General features: G+C 68.6%; 16 protein-coding genes. 7 read left to right on the forward strand and 9 right to left on the reverse strand.

What is annotated here, in order from left to right; genetic code table 11:
* Positions 1–110: 110 nt before the first annotated feature.
* Together murJ and ADK55_RS32245 are read right to left on the reverse strand one after the other, a co-directional pair.
* Complete coding sequence (murJ, locus tag ADK55_RS32240) at positions 111–2,288, reverse strand: murein biosynthesis integral membrane protein MurJ (RefSeq protein WP_053683952.1); 2,178 nt, start codon at positions 2,286–2,288, stop codon at positions 111–113.
* Between the two features lie 47 nt (positions 2,289–2,335).
* Complete coding sequence (locus ADK55_RS32245; RefSeq protein ID WP_053683954.1) at positions 2,336–4,603, reverse strand: DUF6049 family protein; 2,268 nt, start codon at positions 4,601–4,603, stop codon at positions 2,336–2,338.
* 186 nt (positions 4,604–4,789) lie between these two features.
* On the opposite strand from ADK55_RS32245, the gene ADK55_RS32250 reads away from it, so the two are divergent.
* Complete coding sequence (locus ADK55_RS32250) at positions 4,790–6,232, forward strand: CCA tRNA nucleotidyltransferase (protein WP_053683955.1); 1,443 nt, start codon at positions 4,790–4,792, stop codon at positions 6,230–6,232.
* A gap of 66 nt (positions 6,233–6,298) precedes the next feature.
* On the opposite strand, the gene ADK55_RS32255 is transcribed toward ADK55_RS32250, so the two are convergent.
* The 3 genes from ADK55_RS32255 to ADK55_RS32265 all read right to left on the reverse strand — a co-directional run bounded on the left by ADK55_RS32255 (position 6,299) and on the right by ADK55_RS32265 (position 9,436).
* Complete coding sequence (locus ADK55_RS32255; protein WP_053683957.1) at positions 6,299–7,567, reverse strand: MFS transporter; 1,269 nt, start codon at positions 7,565–7,567, stop codon at positions 6,299–6,301.
* 134 nt (positions 7,568–7,701) lie between these two features.
* Entirely contained in the window at positions 7,702–8,784 is a 1,083-nt protein-coding gene (locus tag ADK55_RS32260; RefSeq protein ID WP_053683960.1) for an inositol-3-phosphate synthase, read from the reverse strand.
* 49 nt (positions 8,785–8,833) lie between these two features.
* The gene (locus ADK55_RS32265; protein ID WP_053683962.1) at positions 8,834–9,436 is read right to left on the reverse strand and encodes a PadR family transcriptional regulator; all 603 of its coding nucleotides are present in this window, start codon (positions 9,434–9,436) and stop codon (positions 8,834–8,836) included.
* Positions 9,437–9,708: 272 nt separating this feature from the next.
* Here ADK55_RS32265 and ADK55_RS32270 point away from each other — a divergent pair, with 272 nt between their 5' ends.
* Both ADK55_RS32270 and ADK55_RS32275 read left to right on the forward strand, forming a co-directional pair.
* The gene (locus ADK55_RS32270) at positions 9,709–12,390 is read left to right on the forward strand and encodes a transglycosylase domain-containing protein (protein ID WP_053683964.1); all 2,682 of its coding nucleotides are present in this window, start codon (positions 9,709–9,711) and stop codon (positions 12,388–12,390) included.
* Positions 12,391–12,478: 88 nt separating this feature from the next.
* Complete coding sequence (locus ADK55_RS32275; RefSeq protein ID WP_053683966.1) at positions 12,479–13,939, forward strand: glycosyltransferase family 87 protein; 1,461 nt, start codon at positions 12,479–12,481, stop codon at positions 13,937–13,939.
* A 10-nt stretch (positions 13,940–13,949) separates the two neighbouring features.
* Here the strand turns inward: ADK55_RS32275 and ADK55_RS32280 are convergent, their stop codons facing one another.
* From ADK55_RS32280 to ADK55_RS32290, 3 genes are all read right to left on the reverse strand, one after another.
* Positions 13,950–14,981, reverse strand: a complete 1,032-nt coding sequence (locus ADK55_RS32280) for an alanine racemase (RefSeq protein WP_053683968.1) — start codon at positions 14,979–14,981, stop codon at positions 13,950–13,952.
* 73 nt (positions 14,982–15,054) lie between these two features.
* The gene (locus tag ADK55_RS32285; protein ID WP_053683970.1) at positions 15,055–16,173 is read right to left on the reverse strand and encodes a lipid II:glycine glycyltransferase FemX; all 1,119 of its coding nucleotides are present in this window, start codon (positions 16,171–16,173) and stop codon (positions 15,055–15,057) included.
* 130 nt (positions 16,174–16,303) lie between these two features.
* Positions 16,304–16,618: a hypothetical protein gene (locus ADK55_RS32290; protein WP_053683972.1), complete on the reverse strand. Its 315-nt coding sequence runs from the start codon at positions 16,616–16,618 to the stop codon at positions 16,304–16,306.
* 253 nt (positions 16,619–16,871) lie between these two features.
* Between ADK55_RS32290 and rpsF the strand changes: the two genes are divergently transcribed.
* From rpsF to rplI, 4 genes are all read left to right on the forward strand, one after another.
* The gene (gene rpsF, locus ADK55_RS32295) at positions 16,872–17,162 is read left to right on the forward strand and encodes a 30S ribosomal protein S6 (protein WP_004950685.1); all 291 of its coding nucleotides are present in this window, start codon (positions 16,872–16,874) and stop codon (positions 17,160–17,162) included.
* A gap of 72 nt (positions 17,163–17,234) precedes the next feature.
* The gene (locus ADK55_RS32300; protein WP_053683973.1) at positions 17,235–17,834 is read left to right on the forward strand and encodes a single-stranded DNA-binding protein; all 600 of its coding nucleotides are present in this window, start codon (positions 17,235–17,237) and stop codon (positions 17,832–17,834) included.
* Between the two features lie 43 nt (positions 17,835–17,877).
* Positions 17,878–18,114: a 30S ribosomal protein S18 gene (rpsR, locus tag ADK55_RS32305; protein ID WP_003956534.1), complete on the forward strand. Its 237-nt coding sequence runs from the start codon at positions 17,878–17,880 to the stop codon at positions 18,112–18,114.
* A gap of 18 nt (positions 18,115–18,132) precedes the next feature.
* Positions 18,133–18,579, forward strand: coding sequence for a 50S ribosomal protein L9 (gene rplI / locus ADK55_RS32310; protein ID WP_053683975.1), 447 nt, complete (start codon positions 18,133–18,135; stop codon positions 18,577–18,579).
* A gap of 210 nt (positions 18,580–18,789) precedes the next feature.
* On the opposite strand, the gene ADK55_RS32315 is transcribed toward rplI, so the two are convergent.
* A complete protein-coding gene (locus ADK55_RS32315) occupies positions 18,790–20,127 on the reverse strand; it encodes an MATE family efflux transporter (protein ID WP_053683977.1) in 1,338 nt (445 codons plus the stop codon).
* Positions 20,128–20,515 lie beyond the last annotated feature (388 nt).

Consider the following 20,515-nt stretch of genomic DNA (forward strand, 5'->3'; position numbering starts at 1 on the left):
CCTGCCTCCCCATCCGTTGCGCGCTGTCGGCCAGTCTGCGAAGCCATGCCAATTGTGCCCACAGTCCGACGCTATGCACGACACGCGATGGGGCCCGACGGTTGTGCGCATCAGCGACCCAAACGTCCGCGGATCATTCCGACCATCGAGTTCAGCTCTTCGACGCGCATCCGCTTCGCGGCGACGAGGAAGACGGCGGCCAGGGCGATGAAGCCGGTGACCAGCGCCGCGAGGGAACCGCCGGCTCCGTTCCCCAGCAACTGGGTGACCCCGTACGCCACGGCGCCCGCCACGACGGCCGCGGGGACACAGGCTCCGATGAGACGGGTGTAGGTGCGCATCACGTGGGCACCGTCGAGATCGCCGCCGAGCCGGGTGCGCAGTCGGCGCCAGGCCACGCCGACACCGACCGCGTAGCCGAGGCCGTAGGCGGCGGCCATGCCGACGACGGCCCAGCGCTCGGGGAGGACCAGGAAGGCGATGACGGAGACGCCCGCGTTCACGGCGGCGACGATGACCGTGTTGTAGAAGGGCGTGCGGGTGTCCTCGTAGGCGTAGAAGCCACGCAGGACGACGTACTGCACGGAGTACGGGATCAGGCCCAGGCCGAAGGCCATGAGGATGAAGCCGATGTTCTGGGCGTCGTCCGCGCCGGAGCCGGCGTAGAGCAGCGTGGCCATCGGGACACCGAGCGCGAGGAACGCGAAGGCACAGGGCACGATCGCGACGGCTGAGGTGCGCAGACCGTAGGAGATGTCGTCGCGGACCGCGGCGGCGTCGCCGTCGTGGGCGGAACGGGAGATGCGCGGCAGGACCGCGGTCATGACCGAGACGGTGATGATGGCCTGGGGCATCTGCCACAGCAGCAGCGCGTAGTTGTAGCCGGTGATGCCGGTACCGCCGTGGCCCTGCTTGGCGGCGACCTCGCCCGCCCAGGTGGCGAGCTGGGTGACGACGACGAGACCGATCTGGTTGGCGAGGACGAAGAAGAACGTCCACTTGGCCAGGCCCGCGGCCTTGCCCAGACCGTGGCCCTTCCAGTCGAAGCGCAGGCGCGGCCTGAAGCCGGCGTCGCGCAGGTACGGAATCATCGCGAGGGACTGGACCACGAGGCCGAGCAGGGTGCCCAGCCCCAGCAGGCGCACGCCCTCGGGGGTGATGCCGGCTTCGTTCATGCCGGTGGAGGTGAACCCGCCGAACGCCCAGATGAAGGCGCCGAACGTGGCGATGACGACGACGTTGTTGAGGACCGGCGTCCACATCATCGCGCCGAACCGACCGCGGGCGTTGAGGATCTGACCGAGGACCACGTGCACGCCCATGAAGAACATGGTGGGCAGACAGTAGTGGGCGAAGGAGACCGCGACGTCCATCCGGTCCGGGTTGTCGGCGATCGTCGGCGACATCATCGTGATGAACACCGGGGCCGCGAGCACGCAGATGACGGTGACCGCGCCCAGCAGGACCATGACCAGGGTCAGCAGCCGGTTGGCGTACGCCTCCCCGCCGTCCTCGTCGTTCTTCATCGCGCGGACGAGCTGCGGGATGAAGACGGCGTTCAGCGCACCGCCGCCGACGAGGACGTAGATCATCGTCGGCAGCGTGTTGGCGACCTGGTAGGTGTCGTTCAGGGTGACGACGCCGATGGCGCCGCCGATCACGAGCGTGCGCAGGAAGCCGGTGATGCGGGAGACGATCGTGCCGGCGGCCATCAGCGCGCTGGACTTGAGCAGGCCGGAGGCCTTCCCGGCGGGCTTGGTCGGTGCCGGGGTGGCGACGGGCGCCTCCTCGGTGACCGTCCGCGGGGCGGCTTCCTGGTCCCGGTAGAGGTGCGCGAAGGCGTCGGGTGCCGGCTGGTCGTCCGCGGTCTCGGTCACGAGCGAGTCCACACCGACGAACCGGGTGGTCGTGGCGTGGTCCCCGTACGGCATGTGGCGTGACGGACCGTCCGGCTCGGGCGGCGGGGTCTGGGCCCAGACACGCGGATCCGGGCCGTGGGAGGGCGCCTGCGGGGCCGCGTAGAGCGGTCCTGCCTCCTGGTAGGTACCCGGCGGCGGCGGGGGGTGAGAGGCCCGGTCGTACATGACCTCGATGACCGGGTCCTGTGCGGACAGGTCCTGGGACCGGTACGGGTCGTAGTCGTAGGCATCCTGGACATACGGGTCGTGATCCGGCGCGGGTGCGGGCGGAGGGACCTGCCCGGGCACCGGGGTACCCGGAGCAGCGCCCTGCGCGGGCGACGGCCCACCAGTGCCCTGCGCGCGGTCACCGTCGTACGGCGCGTTCATCGAAACCCCACCTCATCGTCCCCAGGCCGACCGGCCACGGCATCGCATCAACGGTCCACTGTCTCACCCGCGCCGGACCCGCCGGCGCTTTGCGGTTCGGTGTCCGGGGACTCGTCACTCGGCTGCGTGCTCTCCTCGGCCGCGGTACGGGCCGCGACGCGCTTGCGACTGGCGTACATCTTGATGCCGGCCAGTACGAGGAGAAGCACACCACCTGCGATGACGAGCATCACGGTGGGGGTGACCTCGGTCGCCTCGACGGTGAACTTGCGCTCCTTGCCGTAGGGAACGCCCTGCTTGGTGAAGAGCTGCGCGGTGACCTCCACGGGACCACTCGCGGTCGCGTTGGCGGTGAACTTCAGCGTCTGACTGTGGTCGGCCTGGACGGTGACCTCCTGCTCGGCGACACCGCTGTCGTCGAACATCAGGCGGGTGGGATTGGCCGACCGCACCCGCAGGACCAGGTTGTGGACGTCCTGGACCAGGCTGTTCTGGACACTGACCGGGATGGTCGCGCTGTGTCCGGACAGGGTGGCGTCCGACTTGGGGATGACCTTGACCTTCTCGGTTAGGCCGATCAGGTACTCCTGCACCTGGTCCCGGTACACGCGGGCCTCTTCGGGGCGACCCCGCCAGGACGTGGACATCTCCCGGTTGGTGGTGTTCCCGAAGGGGATCTCCACGCGTTCCGGCGCCGCCAGGATGACCTTGAAGTGGTCGAGGGTGTTCTGCGTGGTGCGGATCTTCTCGAACGCCGAGACCGGCAGCTCCTGCTTGCTCAGGGACTCCGGGTACTGGCCGGCGCCCGGGACCTGCGTGGCCGCGCCCGGGTCGGGCTTGGCGGCCGCGGCGGCCTCCAGGTCGGAGGGCTGGGCCCAGCGTCCGTTCTGGAGCCCGCGCAGGGCCGCGGCCATCGTTCCCACCTGGCTGACGGACGGCATCCGCTGCGGGGTGACGACGAAGCTGCGCTGCTCTTCGGTGTTCTGGAGGTTGAGGGCCAGGGTGTGGGCGAGGAACCGCTGCACGGCGAGCGTGGAGTTCCCGGCGCTGAGCATGTCGCCCTGGAAGGCGGTGGAGAGCTGGGCGTCGGCGACGACGGCCGTGGTGCCCGCGCCGATGGGGCGGGCGGCCGAGGGCGTGTAGCCGAGGGAGCCGTTCTCCTGGAGGCTGTCGCTGCGGGTGAGCACGTTGTGCGCACCGGCCGAGGTGGCGACATTGACGATCGAGGGGTCGATGGCACCGTCCACGGGCCAGGAGAAGTCGGTGGACGGGGTGACGTGCAGGACCGTCTCGACGGCCTGCTTCGCCTTGTCGGTGGCCGGCCTCAGCTGGCCCAGGGTGCCGGACACGTCCTTGCCGTGGTGGGCGAGGGAGGCGATGTCGGGGTCGGCGAAGGGCAGCGCGACGACCTTCTTGCCCTGCACCGCGGTTTCGAGATCGCTCAGCCACTTCTCCGCGACGGCCTTGTTCTTGCCCTGGACGGGCTTCCCGGCAGGATCGGGATTGCGGATCCGGTAACCCTTGGCCATCGCGTCGACCGTGTAGAGCAGGTCGGGATCGATGACCCAGGTGATGGGGAGGTCCTTGCCGAGCGAGACCATCTGCCCGAGCCGGCCGGCGGGTCCCAGCTCGGCCGCGAGGGAGTCGTCGATGAAGACCGGGGTCTGTGTCTCGTCCGAGCCGGTCTCCGCCGTCACACGGGTGGTGGAGATCAACGGCCACGCGTACGTGAGGTTGGAGCGCTTGGCCGCGGCTTCGGGCTGCCACGGGAGGAAGGTCCGCTGGATGCCCAGGACCTGCTCGTACGGGCGGCCGGAGGTCTCCCCGGACACGGAGACGCCGAGCTGGTACACGCCGTCCTTGCCCAGGTCCAGCTTGTTGACCGGGACCTTGATCGTGAATTCCCGGCTGGCCTTGGACGGCAGCGAGTCGATCTTCACGGCGAAGGCGGGGTCGATCTCGGCCGGATCGGTGCCGGGCCGGAACCCACTGCGGTCCGCGACGTCGTCGATCGCCGAGCGGTCACCGACGACGGGACCGACCCGCAGACCGACGTGTGCGCCCTTGATCGGTTCGTTGCCGTTGTTCACCACGGTGCCCGAAATGGTCAGCGTGTCGGTCTTGACCGGAGAGCTGGGTGCCACCTCGCTCAGCTGGACGTCCACGGGCGACTCGGCCGCCTGGGCCGGCGGGGCGGGGGCATAGACCAGAGCGGCCAGGACCGGTGTCCCGGCGAGCATGACGACTGCCCGCCGCAGCCAGCGGCGCCGGGCAGGAGCCGGAACCGCCCCCTGGATTTCTGCCGCCTCGGCCACGCGTTTCGCCCGTCCTCGAAGTGTCAGTGGTCGTCGTTCGTGCGTCCACGCATGGTAACGAGGCCCGCTGTGCGCGAGTGCCGCGCCTTGCTCCACATGATCGGCTCCGCCTCCGAGCCGGTGTGGGGCGGGGTGGCCGCAAAACGCGGCGGCCCGGACCGGGCAAGCCACGTACCCTTTTCTGTTGTGCCGAACGCCAATGAAGACAGCCCCAGTGCCCTGAGTCAGGTGCAGAGCCGCGCGGTCAGTGAACTGCTGCGGGTCGCCCCTGTCGCCGACGAACTCGGCCGCCGATTCCAGGAGGCCGGCTTCCGCCTGGCCCTGGTCGGAGGGTCCGTTCGGGATGCGCTGCTCGGGCGTCTCGGCAACGATCTCGATTTCACCACCGATGCCCGCCCCGAGGACGTCCTGAAGATCATCAGGCCGTGGGCCGACTCGGTCTGGGACGTGGGCATCGCCTTCGGCACCGTGGGAGCGCAGAAACTGGGCTTCCAGATCGAGGTGACCACCTACCGCTCGGAGTCGTACGACCGGACCTCGCGCAAGCCCGAGGTTTCCTACGGCGACTCGATCGAGGAGGATCTGGTCCGCCGGGACTTCACGGTGAACGCCATGGCGGTCGCGCTGCCCGAAAAGGTGTTCGTGGACCCGCACGGCGGCCTGGAGGACCTCCGGGAGGGCGTTCTGCGCACCCCCGGCACTCCGGAGGATTCCTTCTCGGACGACCCCCTGCGCATGTTGCGTGCGGCCCGGTTCGCGGCGCAGCTCGACTTCGAGGTCGCTCCTGAGGTCGTGGCGGCGATGAAGGAGATGTCCGAGCGGATCGAGATCGTCTCGGCGGAGCGGGTACAGGGCGAGCTGAACAAGCTGCTGCTGTCCGCACACCCCCGCAAGGGCCTGGGTCTGCTCGTGGACACCGGGCTGGCGGACCGGGTGCTCCCCGAGCTGCCCGCCCTGCGGCTGGAGAGTGACGAGCACCACCGTCACAAGGACGTCTACGACCACTCGCTGATCGTGCTGGAACAGGCGATCGACCTGGAGGAGGACGGCCCGGACCTCGTTCTGCGTCTGGCCGCCCTGCTACACGACATCGGCAAGCCGCGCACCCGCCGGTTCGAGGGCGACGGTCGGGTCTCCTTCCACCACCACGAGGTGGTCGGAGCGAAGATGACCAAGAAGCGCATGACCGCGCTGAAGTACTCGAACGACATGATCAAGGACGTGTCCCGGCTCGTGGAGCTGCACCTGCGCTTCCACGGTTACGGGGACGGGGAGTGGACCGACTCGGCCGTGCGGCGCTACGTACGCGATGCCGGTCCCCTGCTGGAGCGGCTGCACAAGCTGACCCGGTCGGACTGCACCACCCGGAACAAGCGCAAGGCCAACGCGCTCTCCCGCACCTACGACGGTCTGGAGGAGCGCATCGCGCAGCTCCAGGAGCAGGAGCAACTGGACTCGATCCGGCCCGACCTGGACGGCAACGAGATCCAGCAGGTGCTGGGTGTCGGTCCCGGGCCGGTGATCGGCAAGGCCTACGCGTTCCTGTTGGAGCTGCGGCTGGAGAACGGACCGATGGAGCGTGACGCCGCCGTCACGGCTCTCAAGGAGTGGTGGGCCGGCCAGGCCTGAGGCGTCCGGGGCGGTCGATGTTTCACGTGAAACATCGACCGCCCCGACCCATCGCCCCCTGATGTTTCACGTGAAACGTCGCTCCTGGCGTCGCAGCAGCGCCGCGGTGAGCCCGTAGAGGAGAGCCACGCTCAGGATCAGGGTGACGGACTGCCCGTCTGCGGGAAGCATGAGCGAGGCCACGGCGGCCGCGCCGACGAAAGCGACGTTGAAGAGCACGTCGTAGACGGAGAACACCCGACCGCGGAACTCGTCGTCCACCTGGGACTGGATCACGGTGTCGGTGGAGATCTTGGCGCCCTGGGTGGCGAGCCCCAGGACGAAGGCCGCGACGAGCATCGGTCCGACGGCGAAGAACAGGCCGAGTGCCGGGACGAGCAGCGCCGCCGTCGCGGCGCAGGCGGTGATCCAGCCCAGGTTGCCCAGACGCTCGACGATCCACGGCGTGACGATGGCGGCCGCGAAGAACCCGGCGCCGGAGACCCCGATCGCGATTCCCAGGAGGGCCAGCCCGTCGGACTCGTTGTCCGACCAGGAGTAGCGGCAGAGCATGAGCAGCATCACCAGGAGTGCGCCGTAGCAGAAGCGCATCATGGTCATCGCGGTGAGTGCCAGGCGTGCGTCCCGGCGGTCGGCGAGATGACGCAGGCCTTCGGCCATGCCCCGCACCGTGAGGGCCACCCCCTCGGCGATGGACGGGTGGACCCGCCCGGGAGGCTGGTCGGGGCCGAGGAGATCGACGGCCAGCCGCAGGGAGACGAGCGCGGCGCAGAGGTAGAACGCGGCGCCGAGGAGCACCACGAGGGCGTTCGACTCGACGGCCAGCAGCCGTACGAGGAAGGCCAGGCCGCCGCCGGCGGTCGCCGCGAGGGTTCCGGCGGTGGGCGAGAGGGCGTTCGCGGTGACCAGTTGGTGGGGGCCGACGACCCGTGGCAGGGAGGCGGCGAGTCCGGCCAGGACGAAGCGGTTGACGGCGGTGACCGACAGCGCCGAGGCGTAGAACAGCCAGTCGGGGACGTGCGCGACGATCAGCACGCCGGTGACGCAGGCGAGGAAGGCCCGCAGCAGGTTGCCGTAGAGGAAGACCTGACGTCGCCGCCAACGGTCCAGCAGCACCCCGGCGAAGGGGCCGATCACCGAGTAGGGCAGCAGAAGCACGGCCATGGCCGAGGCGATGGCCGCGGGCGAGGTCTGCTTCTCCGGGGAGAACACCACGTAGGTGGCGAGTGCGACCTGGTACACCCCGTCCGCGGCCTGGGAGAAGAGCCGTACGGCGAGCAGGTTGCGGAAATTCCTCAGGCGCAGGAGTACGCGCAGATCACGTACGACGGGCATGAGGGAAAGGGTCACATACACCGAGGGTCCCCGGGCACATTGCCCGGGGACCCTCGGTGGAAGAGCAGCCGAAGACCAGGTGTCCGGAAGGACCTTGGTGCTTCGCTTCGCGTCGCGCGGACGCGGCGAGCGGTTTAGCGCTCGACCTCGCCCTTGATGAACTTCTCGACGTTCGCGTAGGCCTCGTCGTCGAAGTACTGCACCGGCGGGGACTTCATGAAGTAGCTCGAAGCCGACAGGATCGGGCCACCGATGCCCCGGTCCTTGGCGATCTTCGCCGCGCGCAGGGCGTCGATGATGACACCGGCGGAGTTCGGGGAGTCCCACACCTCGAGCTTGTACTCGAGGTTCAGCGGAACATCGCCGAAGGCGCGGCCTTCGAGGCGGACGTAGGCCCACTTGCGGTCGTCGAGCCAGGCGACGTAGTCGGACGGGCCGATGTGGACGTTGTTCTCGCCCAGGTCGCGGTCCGGGATCTGCGAGGTGACGGCCTGCGTCTTCGAGATCTTCTTCGATTCGAGGCGGTCACGCTCCAGCATGTTCTTGAAGTCCATGTTGCCGCCGACGTTGAGCTGCATGGTGCGCTCAAGACGGACACCGCGGTCCTCGAACAGCTTCGCCATCACGCGGTGCGTGATGGTCGCGCCGACCTGCGACTTGATGTCGTCGCCGACGATCGGGACGCCGGCCTCGGTGAACTTGTCCGCCCACTCCTTGGTGCCGGCGATGAAGACCGGAAGGGCGTTGACGAAGGCGACCTTCGCGTCGATGGCGCACTGCGCGTAGAACTTCGCCGCCGCCTCGGAGCCGACGGGGAGGTAGCAGATCAGGACGTCGACCTCGCGGTCCTTGAGGACCTGGACCACGTCGACCGGAGTCTCGGCGGACTCCTCGATCGTCATGCGGTAGTACTTGCCCAGGCCGTCCAGGGTGTGGCCGCGCTGCACGGTCACGCCCGCGTTCGGGACGTCGCAGATCTTGATGGTGTTGTTCTCGCTGGCGCCGATGGCGTCCGAGAGGTCGAGGCCGACCTTCTTCGCGTCGACGTCGAACGCGGCGACGAACTCGATGTCACGCACGTGGTAGTCGCCGAACTGGACGTGCATCAGACCGGGGACCTTGGCCGCCGGGTCGGCGTCCTTGTAGTACTCGACGCCCTGCACCAGCGAGGCGGCGCAGTTGCCTACGCCGACGATGGCTACGCGAACCGAACCCATTCCGGTTGCTCCCTGTTTGTTCTCGGACGAGGCCTGCGAGATGCAGGCCTCATTTTGCAGTTTCGTCGGACGGACCGGGTCGTCTCTGATCCCGTCCCGCCCGCTCGCTCTCGATGAGCTCGTTCAGCCAGCGCACTTCGCGCTCCACGGATTCCATGCCGTGGCGCTGCAGCTCAAGCGTGTAGTCGTCGAGCCGCTCCCGCGTACGGACGAGCGAGGCGCGCATCTTCTCCAGACGCTCTTCCAGCCGGCTGCGGCGACCCTCCAGCACCCGCATGCGCACTTCTCGTTCGGTTTGACCGAAGAAGGCGAAACGGGCGGCGAAGGACTCGTCCTCCCAGGTGTCCGGGCCGGTGTGGGAGAGGAGCTCTTCGAAGTGCTCCTTACCTGCTGCCGTCAACCGGTAGACGATCTTGGCGCGGCGCCCTGCGAGTGAAGCGGCGAGAGCGTCTTCCGGGGCGTTGCCCGGTTCTTCGATCAACCAGCCGTTGGCGACGAGCGTCTTGAGGCAGGGGTACAGGGTTCCGTAGCTGAACGCCCTGAACACCCCCAGCGAGGTGTTGAGCCGCTTGCGGAGCTCGTAGCCGTGCATGGGGGATTCGCGAAGCAGGCCGAGGACGGCGAATTCGAGGATGCCTGAGCGCCTGCTCATCCGCCTGCCTCTCCTCTGCCCCTGAGTTTATGTCGAGCTGATGTATCGACTCGATACATCCAGACGATAGAACGGGCGGCCTCCGGCGACAAGGGGTGACGTGGTGACCGGCGTCACATCACTAATTCGACGTACGCAAGTTGCCTGATTTGGGGTGAACTTCGGCACTGATTGGGTTTTGACCGTGCGTAGTCTGTGCGGCATGACACCGGGGGGAACCGGAATGCACCGCCGCTGCCAGGCCACTCGCCTGCCCGAGGAGTAGTCGTTCGATGAGCGAGCATCGCCGTAAACCGCCGCAGCAAGCCCAGGGCGGCGGCCGCGCCGCGTCCCGCCGGCCCGCGCCGCAGCGCTCTGGCCGCGGCGCCGGGGCGGGGCATGACGCCCGCGCGGCGTCTCCCAGTGCTTCGTACGGAGAGCAGTCCCCCTCCGGCGGTCGGGTCGAGTCCCGAAGAGCCGCCCAGAGAGGTTCGGCCGGTCGGGGTCGAGACGGGGCCCAGTCGGGCAGATCCGGAACCGGAGCGAGCCGCCCGAACCGCCGGCTCGTCAACTACCCCCGCTCCGACAGGGACGGGTGGAAACGGTTCGTTCCGTCCTGGAAGCTCGTGAGCGGCACCACGCTGGGCTTCTTCGCGGTGATCATCGCGGGTGCCGGCATCGGTATCGCCATGGTGAGCACGCCCGACGCCAACAAGGCGGCCCAGGCGCAGAACAACGTCTTCTACTGGGCCGACGGCAGTCAGATGGTCGCGACCGGTGGTTCCATGAACCGCCAGATCGTGCAGATCGACGAGATCCCGCTCTCGATGCGCAACGCGGTCATCGCCGCGGAGAACGAGTCCTTCGAGACGGACAAGGGCGTCGACCCGATGGGCATCGCCCGTGCCGTGGTGAACATGGCCAAGGGCGGCTCCACCCAGGGTGGCTCGACGATCACGCAGCAGTACGTGAAGAACAACTTCCTGGACTCCGAGCAGACGCTCAAGCGCAAGGTGACCGAGCTCTTCATCTCGATAAGGCTCGGTCTCACCGCGCCGAAGGACGAGGTGCTCGCCGGTTACCTCAACACCGCCTACTACGGCCGCGACGCCTACGGCATCCAGGCCGCCTCACGCGCCTACTTCGGCAAGGACTGCAAGAACCTGACCCCCTCGGAGAGCGCCTTCCTGGCGTCCGTGCTCAAGGGGCCGAACCTGTACAACCCCGACGGCGGCCTCGGCACGGCGGCCACCCCCGAGCTGAACGAGCAGCGGGCCCGTCAGCGCTGGGCCTGGGTGCTCGACCGCGAGGTCGTGGTCGGTCGGATGGACCAGGCCGAGCGCGCCAAGTACACGGAGTTCCCCGCACGCGTCGAGTCGGAGCAGGCGCGCGGGCTGTCGGGCCAGACCGGCTACCTGGTCGAGACGGCCAAGCAGTACATGATGAGGAAGCTGCACATCAGCGCGGACAAGATGGCGCTGGGCGGCTACCAGATCCGCACCACCTTCGACAAGGCGAGGGTCGAAGCCCTGTCCAAGGCCGTCGACGCGACCCGCAAGGACTTCCTCGACGAGAAGCGCCGGCCCGACACCGACACCCACGTCCAGTTCGGCGCCGCGTCGGTGGACCCGAAGTCCGGGGCGATCGTGGCCCTGTACGGCGGGCCCGGCATGGACAAGAAGCACTTCACCAACAACGCCGACACCCAGGGCGTCCCGGTCGGCTCGACGTGGAAGCCGTACGTGCTGGCGGCCGCGATGGAGTACGGCACCCAGAACTCCGACGGCGAGGGGATCTCGGTCGACAGCAAGTACATGGCCGACGACCTCACGGTGATCACCAACCGTGCGGGCAAGCCCCTGCTCGGCAAGAACCGTCAGCCGTTCAGGCAGAAGAACGAGAGCACCACGCCCTACGGGTACGTGACCCTCAACAAGGCGATGGAAAGCTCCATCAACGTCCCGTTCGCCCAGCTCGTCTTCGACGTCGGCCACGACAAGGTCCGCGAGGTGGCCAAGTCCACCGGCATCCTCGAAGACTCGATGGACCCGAACGACAACGCCTCGTTCGCGCTGGGAACCTCGACCCCGAGCGCGATCCGGATGGCCGACTCGTACGCCACCTTCGCCGCCTCGGGCACGCATCACGAGCCGTTCTCCGTGACCAGTGTGAAGAAGGACGGGGTGGAGCTGCCCGGCTTCGAGGCTCCCAAGCCGCAGCGGGCCATGGACAACGCCATCGCGGACAACATCACCAAGGTCCTGGAGAACGTCGTCCAGAACGGCACCGCGATCAAGGCCAAGAAGCTGGAGCGGCCCGCCGCGGGCAAGACCGGTACCACCGACAAGAACAAGTCGGCCTGGTTCGTCGGCTACACCCCGGAACTGTCCACGGCCGTCACCCTGTTCCGCAGCGACCCCAACGCCAAGGGGCAGTCGCTGCAGTCCATGAACGGTGTCGGAGGCATCGACTCCATCCACGGTGGTGACATCCCGACCGTGATCTGGACCGAGTACATGCGCGAGGCCCTCAAGGGGGCGCCGATCAAGGAGTTCCCGGAGCCGGACGAGATCGGCGTGATCGCCCACGCCTCCGGCGCGCCGAGCCCCACGCCTTCGGCGCCCTCGGTACCGCCCTCCCCCTCGCCCTCGCCCTCCTCCCCGTCGAGCTCCCCGCCGAAGGTGTCCCCGTCCCCCTCCAAGACCGAGGACAAGCCGAAGTGCCGGCCCTGGCAGGTGTGTGAGAAGGACCCCGACGGCGGTACCACCAGCGGCAACGACGTCGGTGGCCTGATCGGCGGCGGCAACGGCGGCAACGGTGGGAACGGAGCCAACGGCGGCGGCAACGGAGGTGACGCGGGAGCCGGCGGCGCGGCCGACGGCGGGGCGGGCGGAGACCCGTCACCGCCCACCTCGGGTAAACCGGGCCGCCCGGGAGGCGGCAGCTGGGGCACCACCGCCGGTGTCGGCGGCTGACCGGTCCGCCACCACCACCTGACGAGGGTCGCCGCACACCGTGCGGCGGCCCTCGTCCGTGCCCGGCCCGGTACGGCAGGATGAGCGCATGACGAAGGTGCACGAGGACCGGCCCGTACTGCCCACCCAGCAGGACGAGGTCGCCGCGGCCGGCAGCGAGCTCATCGGCGGCCCGCTGGGTCGCCATGCCCGGCTGGGCGGCCACTGGCTGACCCCGGTGCGGGTGGTGGTCCTCGTGGCCCTCGGGATGTTCGCGTTGGGTATGGCGCAGAAACTGCCCTGCTACGACTGGGCGTGGTTCCGGGGGGCCGGCTCGCAGTACACGCACGCCTGCTACTCCGACATCCCGCACCTGTACGTCGTACGCGGCTTCGCCGACGGTCTCGTCCCCTACTGGGACCGGCTCACCGGCGACATGGAGTACCTCGAGTACCCGGTGCTGACCGGGCTCTTCATGCAGGTGGCCTCCTGGCTGACGCCCGGCAGCGGCTCCATGCAGCATCGCGAACAGATGTACTGGATGGTCAACGCGGGCATGCTGATGGCGTGCGCCGCGATCATCGCCGTGTGTGTCGCCCGCACCCACCGCCGCCGGCCGTGGGACGCGCTGCTGCTGGCCCTCGCGCCCGCCTTCGCGCTCACGGCGACGATCAACTGGGACCTGCTCGCCCTCGCCCTGACCGCCGTCGCGATGCTCCTGTGGTCCCGCGGGCGGACGGTGCTCTTCGGTGTCTTCATCGGTCTGGCCACCGCGGCCAAGCTCTACCCGGTGCTGCTGCTCGGGGTGCTCTTCGTGCTCTGCCTGCGTGCCGGGAAATGGCGCGCGTTCGCCGGTGCCCTCCTCGGCACGGTCGGTGCCTGGCTCGTGGTGAACCTGCCCGTCATGATCTTCGCATGGGACGGGTGGACGAAGTTCTACACGTTCAGCCAGGAACGGCCCATCGACTTCGGCTCGGTCTGGCTGCTGATCTCCCAGCGCTCCGGGAACCCCCTGGAGGACGCGAACACCTACGCCACGGGCTTGACCCTGCTGCTCTGCGGAGGGATCGCGCTCCTCACCCTGACGGCCCCCCGACGCCCCCGCTTCGCCCAGCTGGCGTTCCTCGTCGTCGCCGCCTTCATCCTGGCCAACAAGGTCTACTCGCCGCAGTACGTGCTGTGGCTCGTCCCGCTCGCCGCCCTGGCCCGGCCGCGCTGGCGCGACTTCCTCATCTGGCAGGCCGGCGAGGTCGTGTACTTCCTCGGGATCTGGTTCTACCTCGCCTACACCTCCAGCGGAGACAAGCACCAGGGCCTGCCCGTGGAGGGCTATCAGGTGGCGATCACCGCCCACCTGCTGGCGACCCTCTACCTCTGCGCCGTGGTCGTACGGGACATCCTGCTGCCCGAGCGCGACGTCGTGCGCCGCGACGGATCGGACGACCCCTCCGGGGGCGTCCTGGACCGGGCCGAGGACGTGTTCGTGCTGTCGGACGCGGCGAGGGCGCCGCACAAGGCGACGCCCTCTGAGGGACGGCGGGTCGACTGGGGTCAGGACCCCGGTCGCTGACCGGAACGGATCAGGCGTCCAACACCCGGTCGAACTGCGTGGTGGTGTGCCGCAGGTGCGCCACCAGCTCGTCGCCCACCTTCGGCTCTGTCGCGTCCGAGGGCACGAACAGGATCGACACCTGCATGTGCGGGGGCTCGGCGAACCAGCGCTGCTTGCCCGCCCACACGAACGGGGACAAGTTGCGGTTCACGGTGGCCAGGCCCGCCCGGGCGACGCCCTTGGCACGCGGCATCACCCCGTGCAGGGCCTTGGGGGCCTCCAGGCCCACTCCGTGCGACGTACCGCCGGCGACGACGACCAACCAGCCGTCGGACGCGGCCTTCTGCTGCCGGTAGCCGAACCGTTCCCCCTTGGAGACCCGGGTGACGTCGAGGACCGCGCCGCGGTACTCGGTCGCCTCGTGGTCGCCCAGCCACAGCCGGGTGCCGATGCGGGCCCGGAAGCGGGTCTGCGGGAACTGCTGCTGGAGCCGCGTCAGCTCCTCGGCCTTCAGGTGGCTGACGAACATGGTGTGCAGCGGCAGCCGGGCCGCGCGCAGCCGATCCATCCAGCCGATGACCTCCTCGACGGCGTCCGAGCCGTCGGGGCGGTCCAGCGGCAGGTGCAGGGCGAAGCCCTCCAGACGGACGTCCTCGATGGCGGAGTGGAGCTGTCCCAGGTCCTGTTCCGAGACGCCGTGGCGGCGCATCGAGCTCATGCACTCGATGACCACTCGGGCGCCGACCAGACCGCGGACCCCGTCCACGGAGGACACCGAGCGGATCACCCGGTCCGGCAGCGGCACCGGGTCCTCGCCGCGCCGGAACGGGGTGAGGACGAGCAGGTCACCGCCGAACCAGTCCTTGATGTTCGCGGCCTCGTAGGTCGTCCCGACGGCGAGGATGTCGGCGCCCATCCGGGTCGCCTCCTCGCACAGCCGCTCGTGGCCGAAGCCGTAGCCGTTGCCCTTGCAGACCGGGATCAACCCGGGGAACCGGTCCGCGACCTGCTTCTGGTGCGCACGCCAGCGCGCGGTGTCGACGTAGAGCGTGAGCGCCATGCCCGTCCGGAGCCTCTCTGGAAAGCCGCTTGGTACAGCGGTGCTGTGTATGTGGGTGGGTCGAAAGTGCGGGTCAGCGGCGGGACATGTAGATGTCGAGCGCCTTGTGCAGCACCTTGTTGAGCGGGAAGTCCCACTCGCCGACGTACTCGACGGCCTCGCCGCCCGTGCCGACCTTGAACTGGATCAGGCCGAACAGGTGGTCGTTCTCGTCCAGCGTGTCACTGATGCCGCGCAGGTCATAGACGCTCGCGCCGAGCGCGTACGAATCGCGGAGCATGCGCCACTGCATCGCGTTCGAGGGCCTTACCTCGCGCTTGTGGTTCGCGGAGGCTCCGTACGAGTACCAGACGTGTTGGCCGACGGTGATCATCGTGGCCGCGGCCAGGGGCTCGCCCTCGTGCGTCGCGATGTACAGCCGCATCCGGTTGGGGTCCTCGGAGTTGAGGGCCGTCCACTGGCGCTGGAAGTAGCTGAGCGGACGCGGGCGGAACTTGTCGCGCTCGGCCGTGATCTCGTAGAGGTGCTGCCAGGTCGGCAGGTCGTCGTAGCCGCCCTGGACCACCTCGACGCCGGCCTTCTCGGCCTTCTTGATGTTGCGGCGCCACAGCTGGTTGAAGCCCTTGAGGACATCGTCCAGCGAGCGGTTGGCCAGCGGTACCTGGAAGACGTAGCGGGGCTGGACGTCGCCGAAGCCGGCGCCGCCGTCCTCGGCCTGCTGCCAGCCCATGCGGCGCAACTTGTCGGACACCTCGAAGGCGCGGGGCTCGATCACCGAGGCCTCCACGTCGCGCAGGCGCTTGACGTCGGGGTCCTGGATGCCCGCCTTGATGGCCGCCGAGTTCCAGCGTCGGATGACGACGGGCGGACCCATCTTCACGGTGAAGGCGCCCTGCTGCTTGAGGTGGCTCAGCATCGGCTGGAGCCACTCCTCCAGATTCGGGGCGTACCAGTTGATGACCGGGCCCTCGGGGAGGTAGGCGAGGTAGCGCTTCACCTTGGGCAGTTGGCGGTACAACACGAGTGCGGCACCGACGAGTTCGCCGGATCCGTCGAACCAACCGAGGTTCTCGGAGCGCCACTCGTTCTTCACGTCGGCCCACGCCGGGACCTGGCAGTGGCTAGCGGAGGGCAGGCTCTGGAGGAAACCCAGATGCTGCTCTCGGCTGATGGTCCTCAGGGACAGGCTCATGCGGGGTGCTCCTCCGGCGGCTTCGCTGGCTATGGCGCGAAGCCTACTGCGACGGGGGCACCACCCTTCTGGGGGACGGGCCGGGCACCGGCCGCCGGCGGCCGGTGCCCTTGTCGCGGAGGTACCCCGATCAGCTCAGCCAGCCGCCGAAGAGACCGCCGTGCGCCATGCCGAGGTAGAAGCCGATGGCCGAGGCGCCAAGCCCGATGATCAGCGCGAAGCGCTCGCGTGTCGTCACCGAGATGAACTGTCCGTAGGCGCCGGTGAGGATCCCGACCAGCCCGGTCCACGAGCTGAGCAGGTGCAGATTGTCGAAGAAGCCCGTGACGAACGCCACGGCGCCGAGGATCAGGGTGGCCGCCAACAGGGTGTCCTGCAGCGGATGGGGCTTGCCATCGGTCGCGAAGAGCGAGATGGCGGACTGGGGCCGCGTTGCCTGTGCCATCGGAAAGGCACCTCCTGGCTGAAGCAGAGCGGTGCTGCGGGGCCTCCTCCGGCGGAGCCGGGGGCATAGCACCGAGCACACCCGATGCATACAGAGTGTGGCCCTCTCCCGCCGGATTTCAACCGGAAGGAGTCGAGCAGGTAGTCTGTACGGTCTGCGCGGTGTCTGCTCTGTGGATGCCGTGCAGTACGCATCACGACCCTCCTGCCACGGAACGACCGTGGCCGCTGAGTCCAAAGGAGGTGGGTTCCACATGCGTCACTACGAAGTGATGGTCATCCTCGACCCCGATCTCGAGGAGCGCGCTGTCTCCCCGCTGATCGAGAACTTCCTCTCCGTCGTCCGTGAGGGCAACGGAAAGGTCGAGAAGGTCGACACCTGGGGCCGTCGTCGTCTCGCTTACGAGATCAAGAAGAAGCCCGAGGGCATCTACTCGGTCATCGACCTTCAGGCCGAGCCTGCGGTCGTCAAGGAGCTTGACCGACAGATGAACCTGAACGAGTCGGTTCTCCGGACCAAGGTCCTTCGCCCCGAGACCCACTGAACTTCGGTTCAGCGGTAATCGGGACCGAGTAGCACAGCAGCCCAGCAGCAATCCCCGCCGAGAGGTTCATCCATGGCAGGCGAGACCGTCATCACGGTCGTCGGCAATCTCGTCGACGACCCCGAGCTGCGCTTCACCCCCTCGGGTGCGGCGGTCGCGAAGTTCCGTGTCGCGTCCACTCCCCGCATCTTCGACAAGCAGACCAATGAGTGGAAGGACGGCGAAGGCCTGTTCCTGACCTGCTCGGTCTGGCGTCAGGCGGCGGAGAACGTCGCCGAGTCCCTTCAGCGGGGCATGCGCGTCATCGTGCAGGGCCGGCTGAAGCAGCGGTCGTACGAGGACCGTGAGGGTGTCAAGCGCACGGTCTACGAGCTGGACGTCGAGGAAGTCGGCCCCAGCCTGAAGAGCGCCACGGCCAAGGTCAACAAGACCACCGGTCGCGGTGGCCAGGGTGGATACGGCGGCGGCGGTCAGCAGCAGGGTGGCGGCGGTGGCAACTGGGGCGGAGCCCCCAGTGGCGGCGCGCCGCAGGGCGGCGGAACTCCCTCCGACGACCCGTGGGCGTCCAGCGCGCCGGCCGGTGGCCAGCAGCAGCAGGGCGGCGGCGGGGGCGGTTGGGGCGGAAGCTCCGGCGGCTCCGGCGGTGGCTACTCGGACGAGCCGCCCTTCTAGGGCAGCTCGCAACCCCACTTCTTGATCACACAGGAGAGACACAATGGCGAAGCCGCCTGTGCGCAAGCCTAAGAAGAAGGTCTGCGCGTTCTGCAAGGACAAGACCGTGTACGTGGACTACAAGGACACGAACATGCTGCGGAAGTTCATTTCCGACCGCGGCAAGATCCGTGCCCGCCGCGTCACCGGCAACTGCACGCAGCACCAGCGTGACGTCGCCACGGCCGTCAAGAACAGCCGTGAGATGGCGCTGCTGCCCTACACGTCCACCGCGCGATAAGGAAAGGGTGACCGAACAATGAAGATCATCCTGACCCACGAGGTCAATGGCCTCGGTGCCGCAGGTGACGTCGTCGACGTCAAGGACGGCTACGCTCGCAACTACCTGATCCCGCGTCGCTTCGCGATCCGCTGGACCAAGGGTGGCGAGCAGGACGTGGCGCAGATTCGCCGCGCCCGCAAGATCCACGAGATCGCGACCATCGAGCAGGCCAACGAGATCAAGGCCAAGCTCGAGGGCGTGAAGGTCCGTCTGGCCACCCGCTCGGGTGACGCCGGCCGTCTCTTCGGTTCCGTCACGCAGTCCGACATCGCCACGGCGATCGAGGCTTCCGGTGGCCCGAAGGTCGACAAGCGCCGCGTCGAGCTGGGCTCGCCGATCAAGACCCTCGGTTCGTACCAGGTCTCCGTGCGTCTGCACACCGAGGTCCTCGCGAACGTGGGCGTCGAGGTCGTCGCCGCCTAAGTGCTGCGCACGAAGGGCCGCACCCCCTTGGGGGTGCGGCCCTTCGTCGTTTTCGGACGTCCACCGTGGCCAGCGGCTGGTGGCCGGGTGCCGAGCGGCGCGATCACGTGAAACGCGGCGTTTCACGGTTTCACGTGAAACAGGCGGAGCGGGGCGCACCGGTGTTTCACGTGAAACACCGGCCATCGGGGGCCTCGGTGGTCGGGTGGCTCAGCGGGTGGCCCCGGCGACCAGCCAGCGGCCCGAGCGGGCGCGGAGCTGGAGCGTCACCATGCGGACCAGCATCATCAGGGCCATGGCCCACCAGAGGGCCGTCAGGCCTCCTCCGAGGGCCGGGACGAGGAGAGCGGCCGGGGCGAACACGGCGAGGGTCAGCAGCATGGCCCAGGCCAGGTAGCGGCTGTCTCCGGCGCCCATCAGGACTCCGTCCAGGACGAAGACGATGCCGGACACCGGCTGGGAGAGCGCCACGACCAGCAGTGCCGGCAGGAGGGCGGACTCGACGGCCGGGTCGCCGGTGAACAAGGGGATGAAGACCGGGCGGGCCACGGCGACCAGCAGCCCCAGGACGATGCCCGCGACGATGCCCCACTGGACCATCCGGCGGCAGACCGCCTTGGCTCCCTCGGTGTCCCCGGCTCCCAGGTAGCGGCCGATGATCGCCTGGCCGGCGATCGCGATGGCGTCCAGGGCGAAGGCGAGCAGGCTCCAGAGGGAGATCAGGATCTGGTGGGCGGCGACATCGGCGTCGCCGAGTCGCGCGGCCACGGCGGTGGCGATCATCAGGACCGCGCGCAGTGACAGGGTGCGGACCAGAAGCGGTACGCCGGCCTGGGCGCAGGCCCGGATTCCCGCCGGGTCGGGGCGCAGGGAGGCGCCGTGCCGGCGGGCTCCGCGTACGACCACGACCAGGTAGGCGGCGGCCATGGCGCACTGGGCGAGCACGGTGCCCCAGGCAGAACCGGCGATGCCGAAACCGGCCCCGTAGACGAGAGTGACGTTCAGGACGCCGTTGAGCGTGAACCCGCCGATGGCGACGTAGAGCGGGGTCCGGGTGTCCTGGAGCCCGCGGATGACACCGGTGGCTGCCAGCACCATGAGCATCGCGGGGATGCCGAGGGCGGAGATCCGCAGGTAGGTGATCGCGTACGGGGCCACGTTGTCGGAGGCGCCGAGGAGGGAGACCAGCCAGGGGGCCGCGGGCAGGACGACGGCGACGACGGCGGCGCCCAGCAGCAGCGCGAGCCAGATGCCGTCCATGCCCTGGCGGATCGCCGCCGGGAGATCGCCCGCGCCCACCCGGCGGGCGACCGCCGCGGTGGTGGCGTAGGCGAGGAAGACGAAGACGCTCACCGCGGTGGTGAGCAGTGCGGCGGCGATGCCCAGACCGGCCAGCTGCGGCGTGCCCAGGTGGCCCACGATGGCGCTGTCGGCCATCAGGAAGAGGGGTTCGGCGACGAGGGCTCCGAACGCGGGGACTGCCAAGGCGAGGATCTCGCGGTCGTGTCGTCTCGGCGCAGCCTTCGGCGCTGTGGAGGCCTGTGTCATGTGCTCAATCTAATCTTCCACAGGTAATGGATGCAAGGCTCTTTGGATCCTTACCGAAGCGCTGACTTGGGTGTTCTTCCCACCCCGTTGGGGGCGATCTTGAGACAGTGGCGAAGAAATTTCTTCCCCACGGCTAGATCGGCAAGAAATCGCAGGTCAGACAGGGTGTGGAGGGTGGTCGGGTGATTTTGTCCACAGCGTCGTCCCCCGGTCCGTACACAGCTTGGAGGCAGTTACCCACAGCATTGGCGCCGTCGTCCACATCTCATCCACACACCCTGTGGATAACAAGATTGGCTGACGTCGCTCGCGGCCCTACCGTGGTGCGTTGCCCCGACGCGCCGACAGCCGATTCGGGCACCCCGAATGTCAGAGCCGTGTCGTAGAA

Origin of the sequence: Streptomyces sp. WM4235 (assembly GCF_001279725.1) — a bacterium.
Taxonomy (GTDB): Bacteria; Actinomycetota; Actinomycetes; order Streptomycetales; family Streptomycetaceae; genus Streptomyces.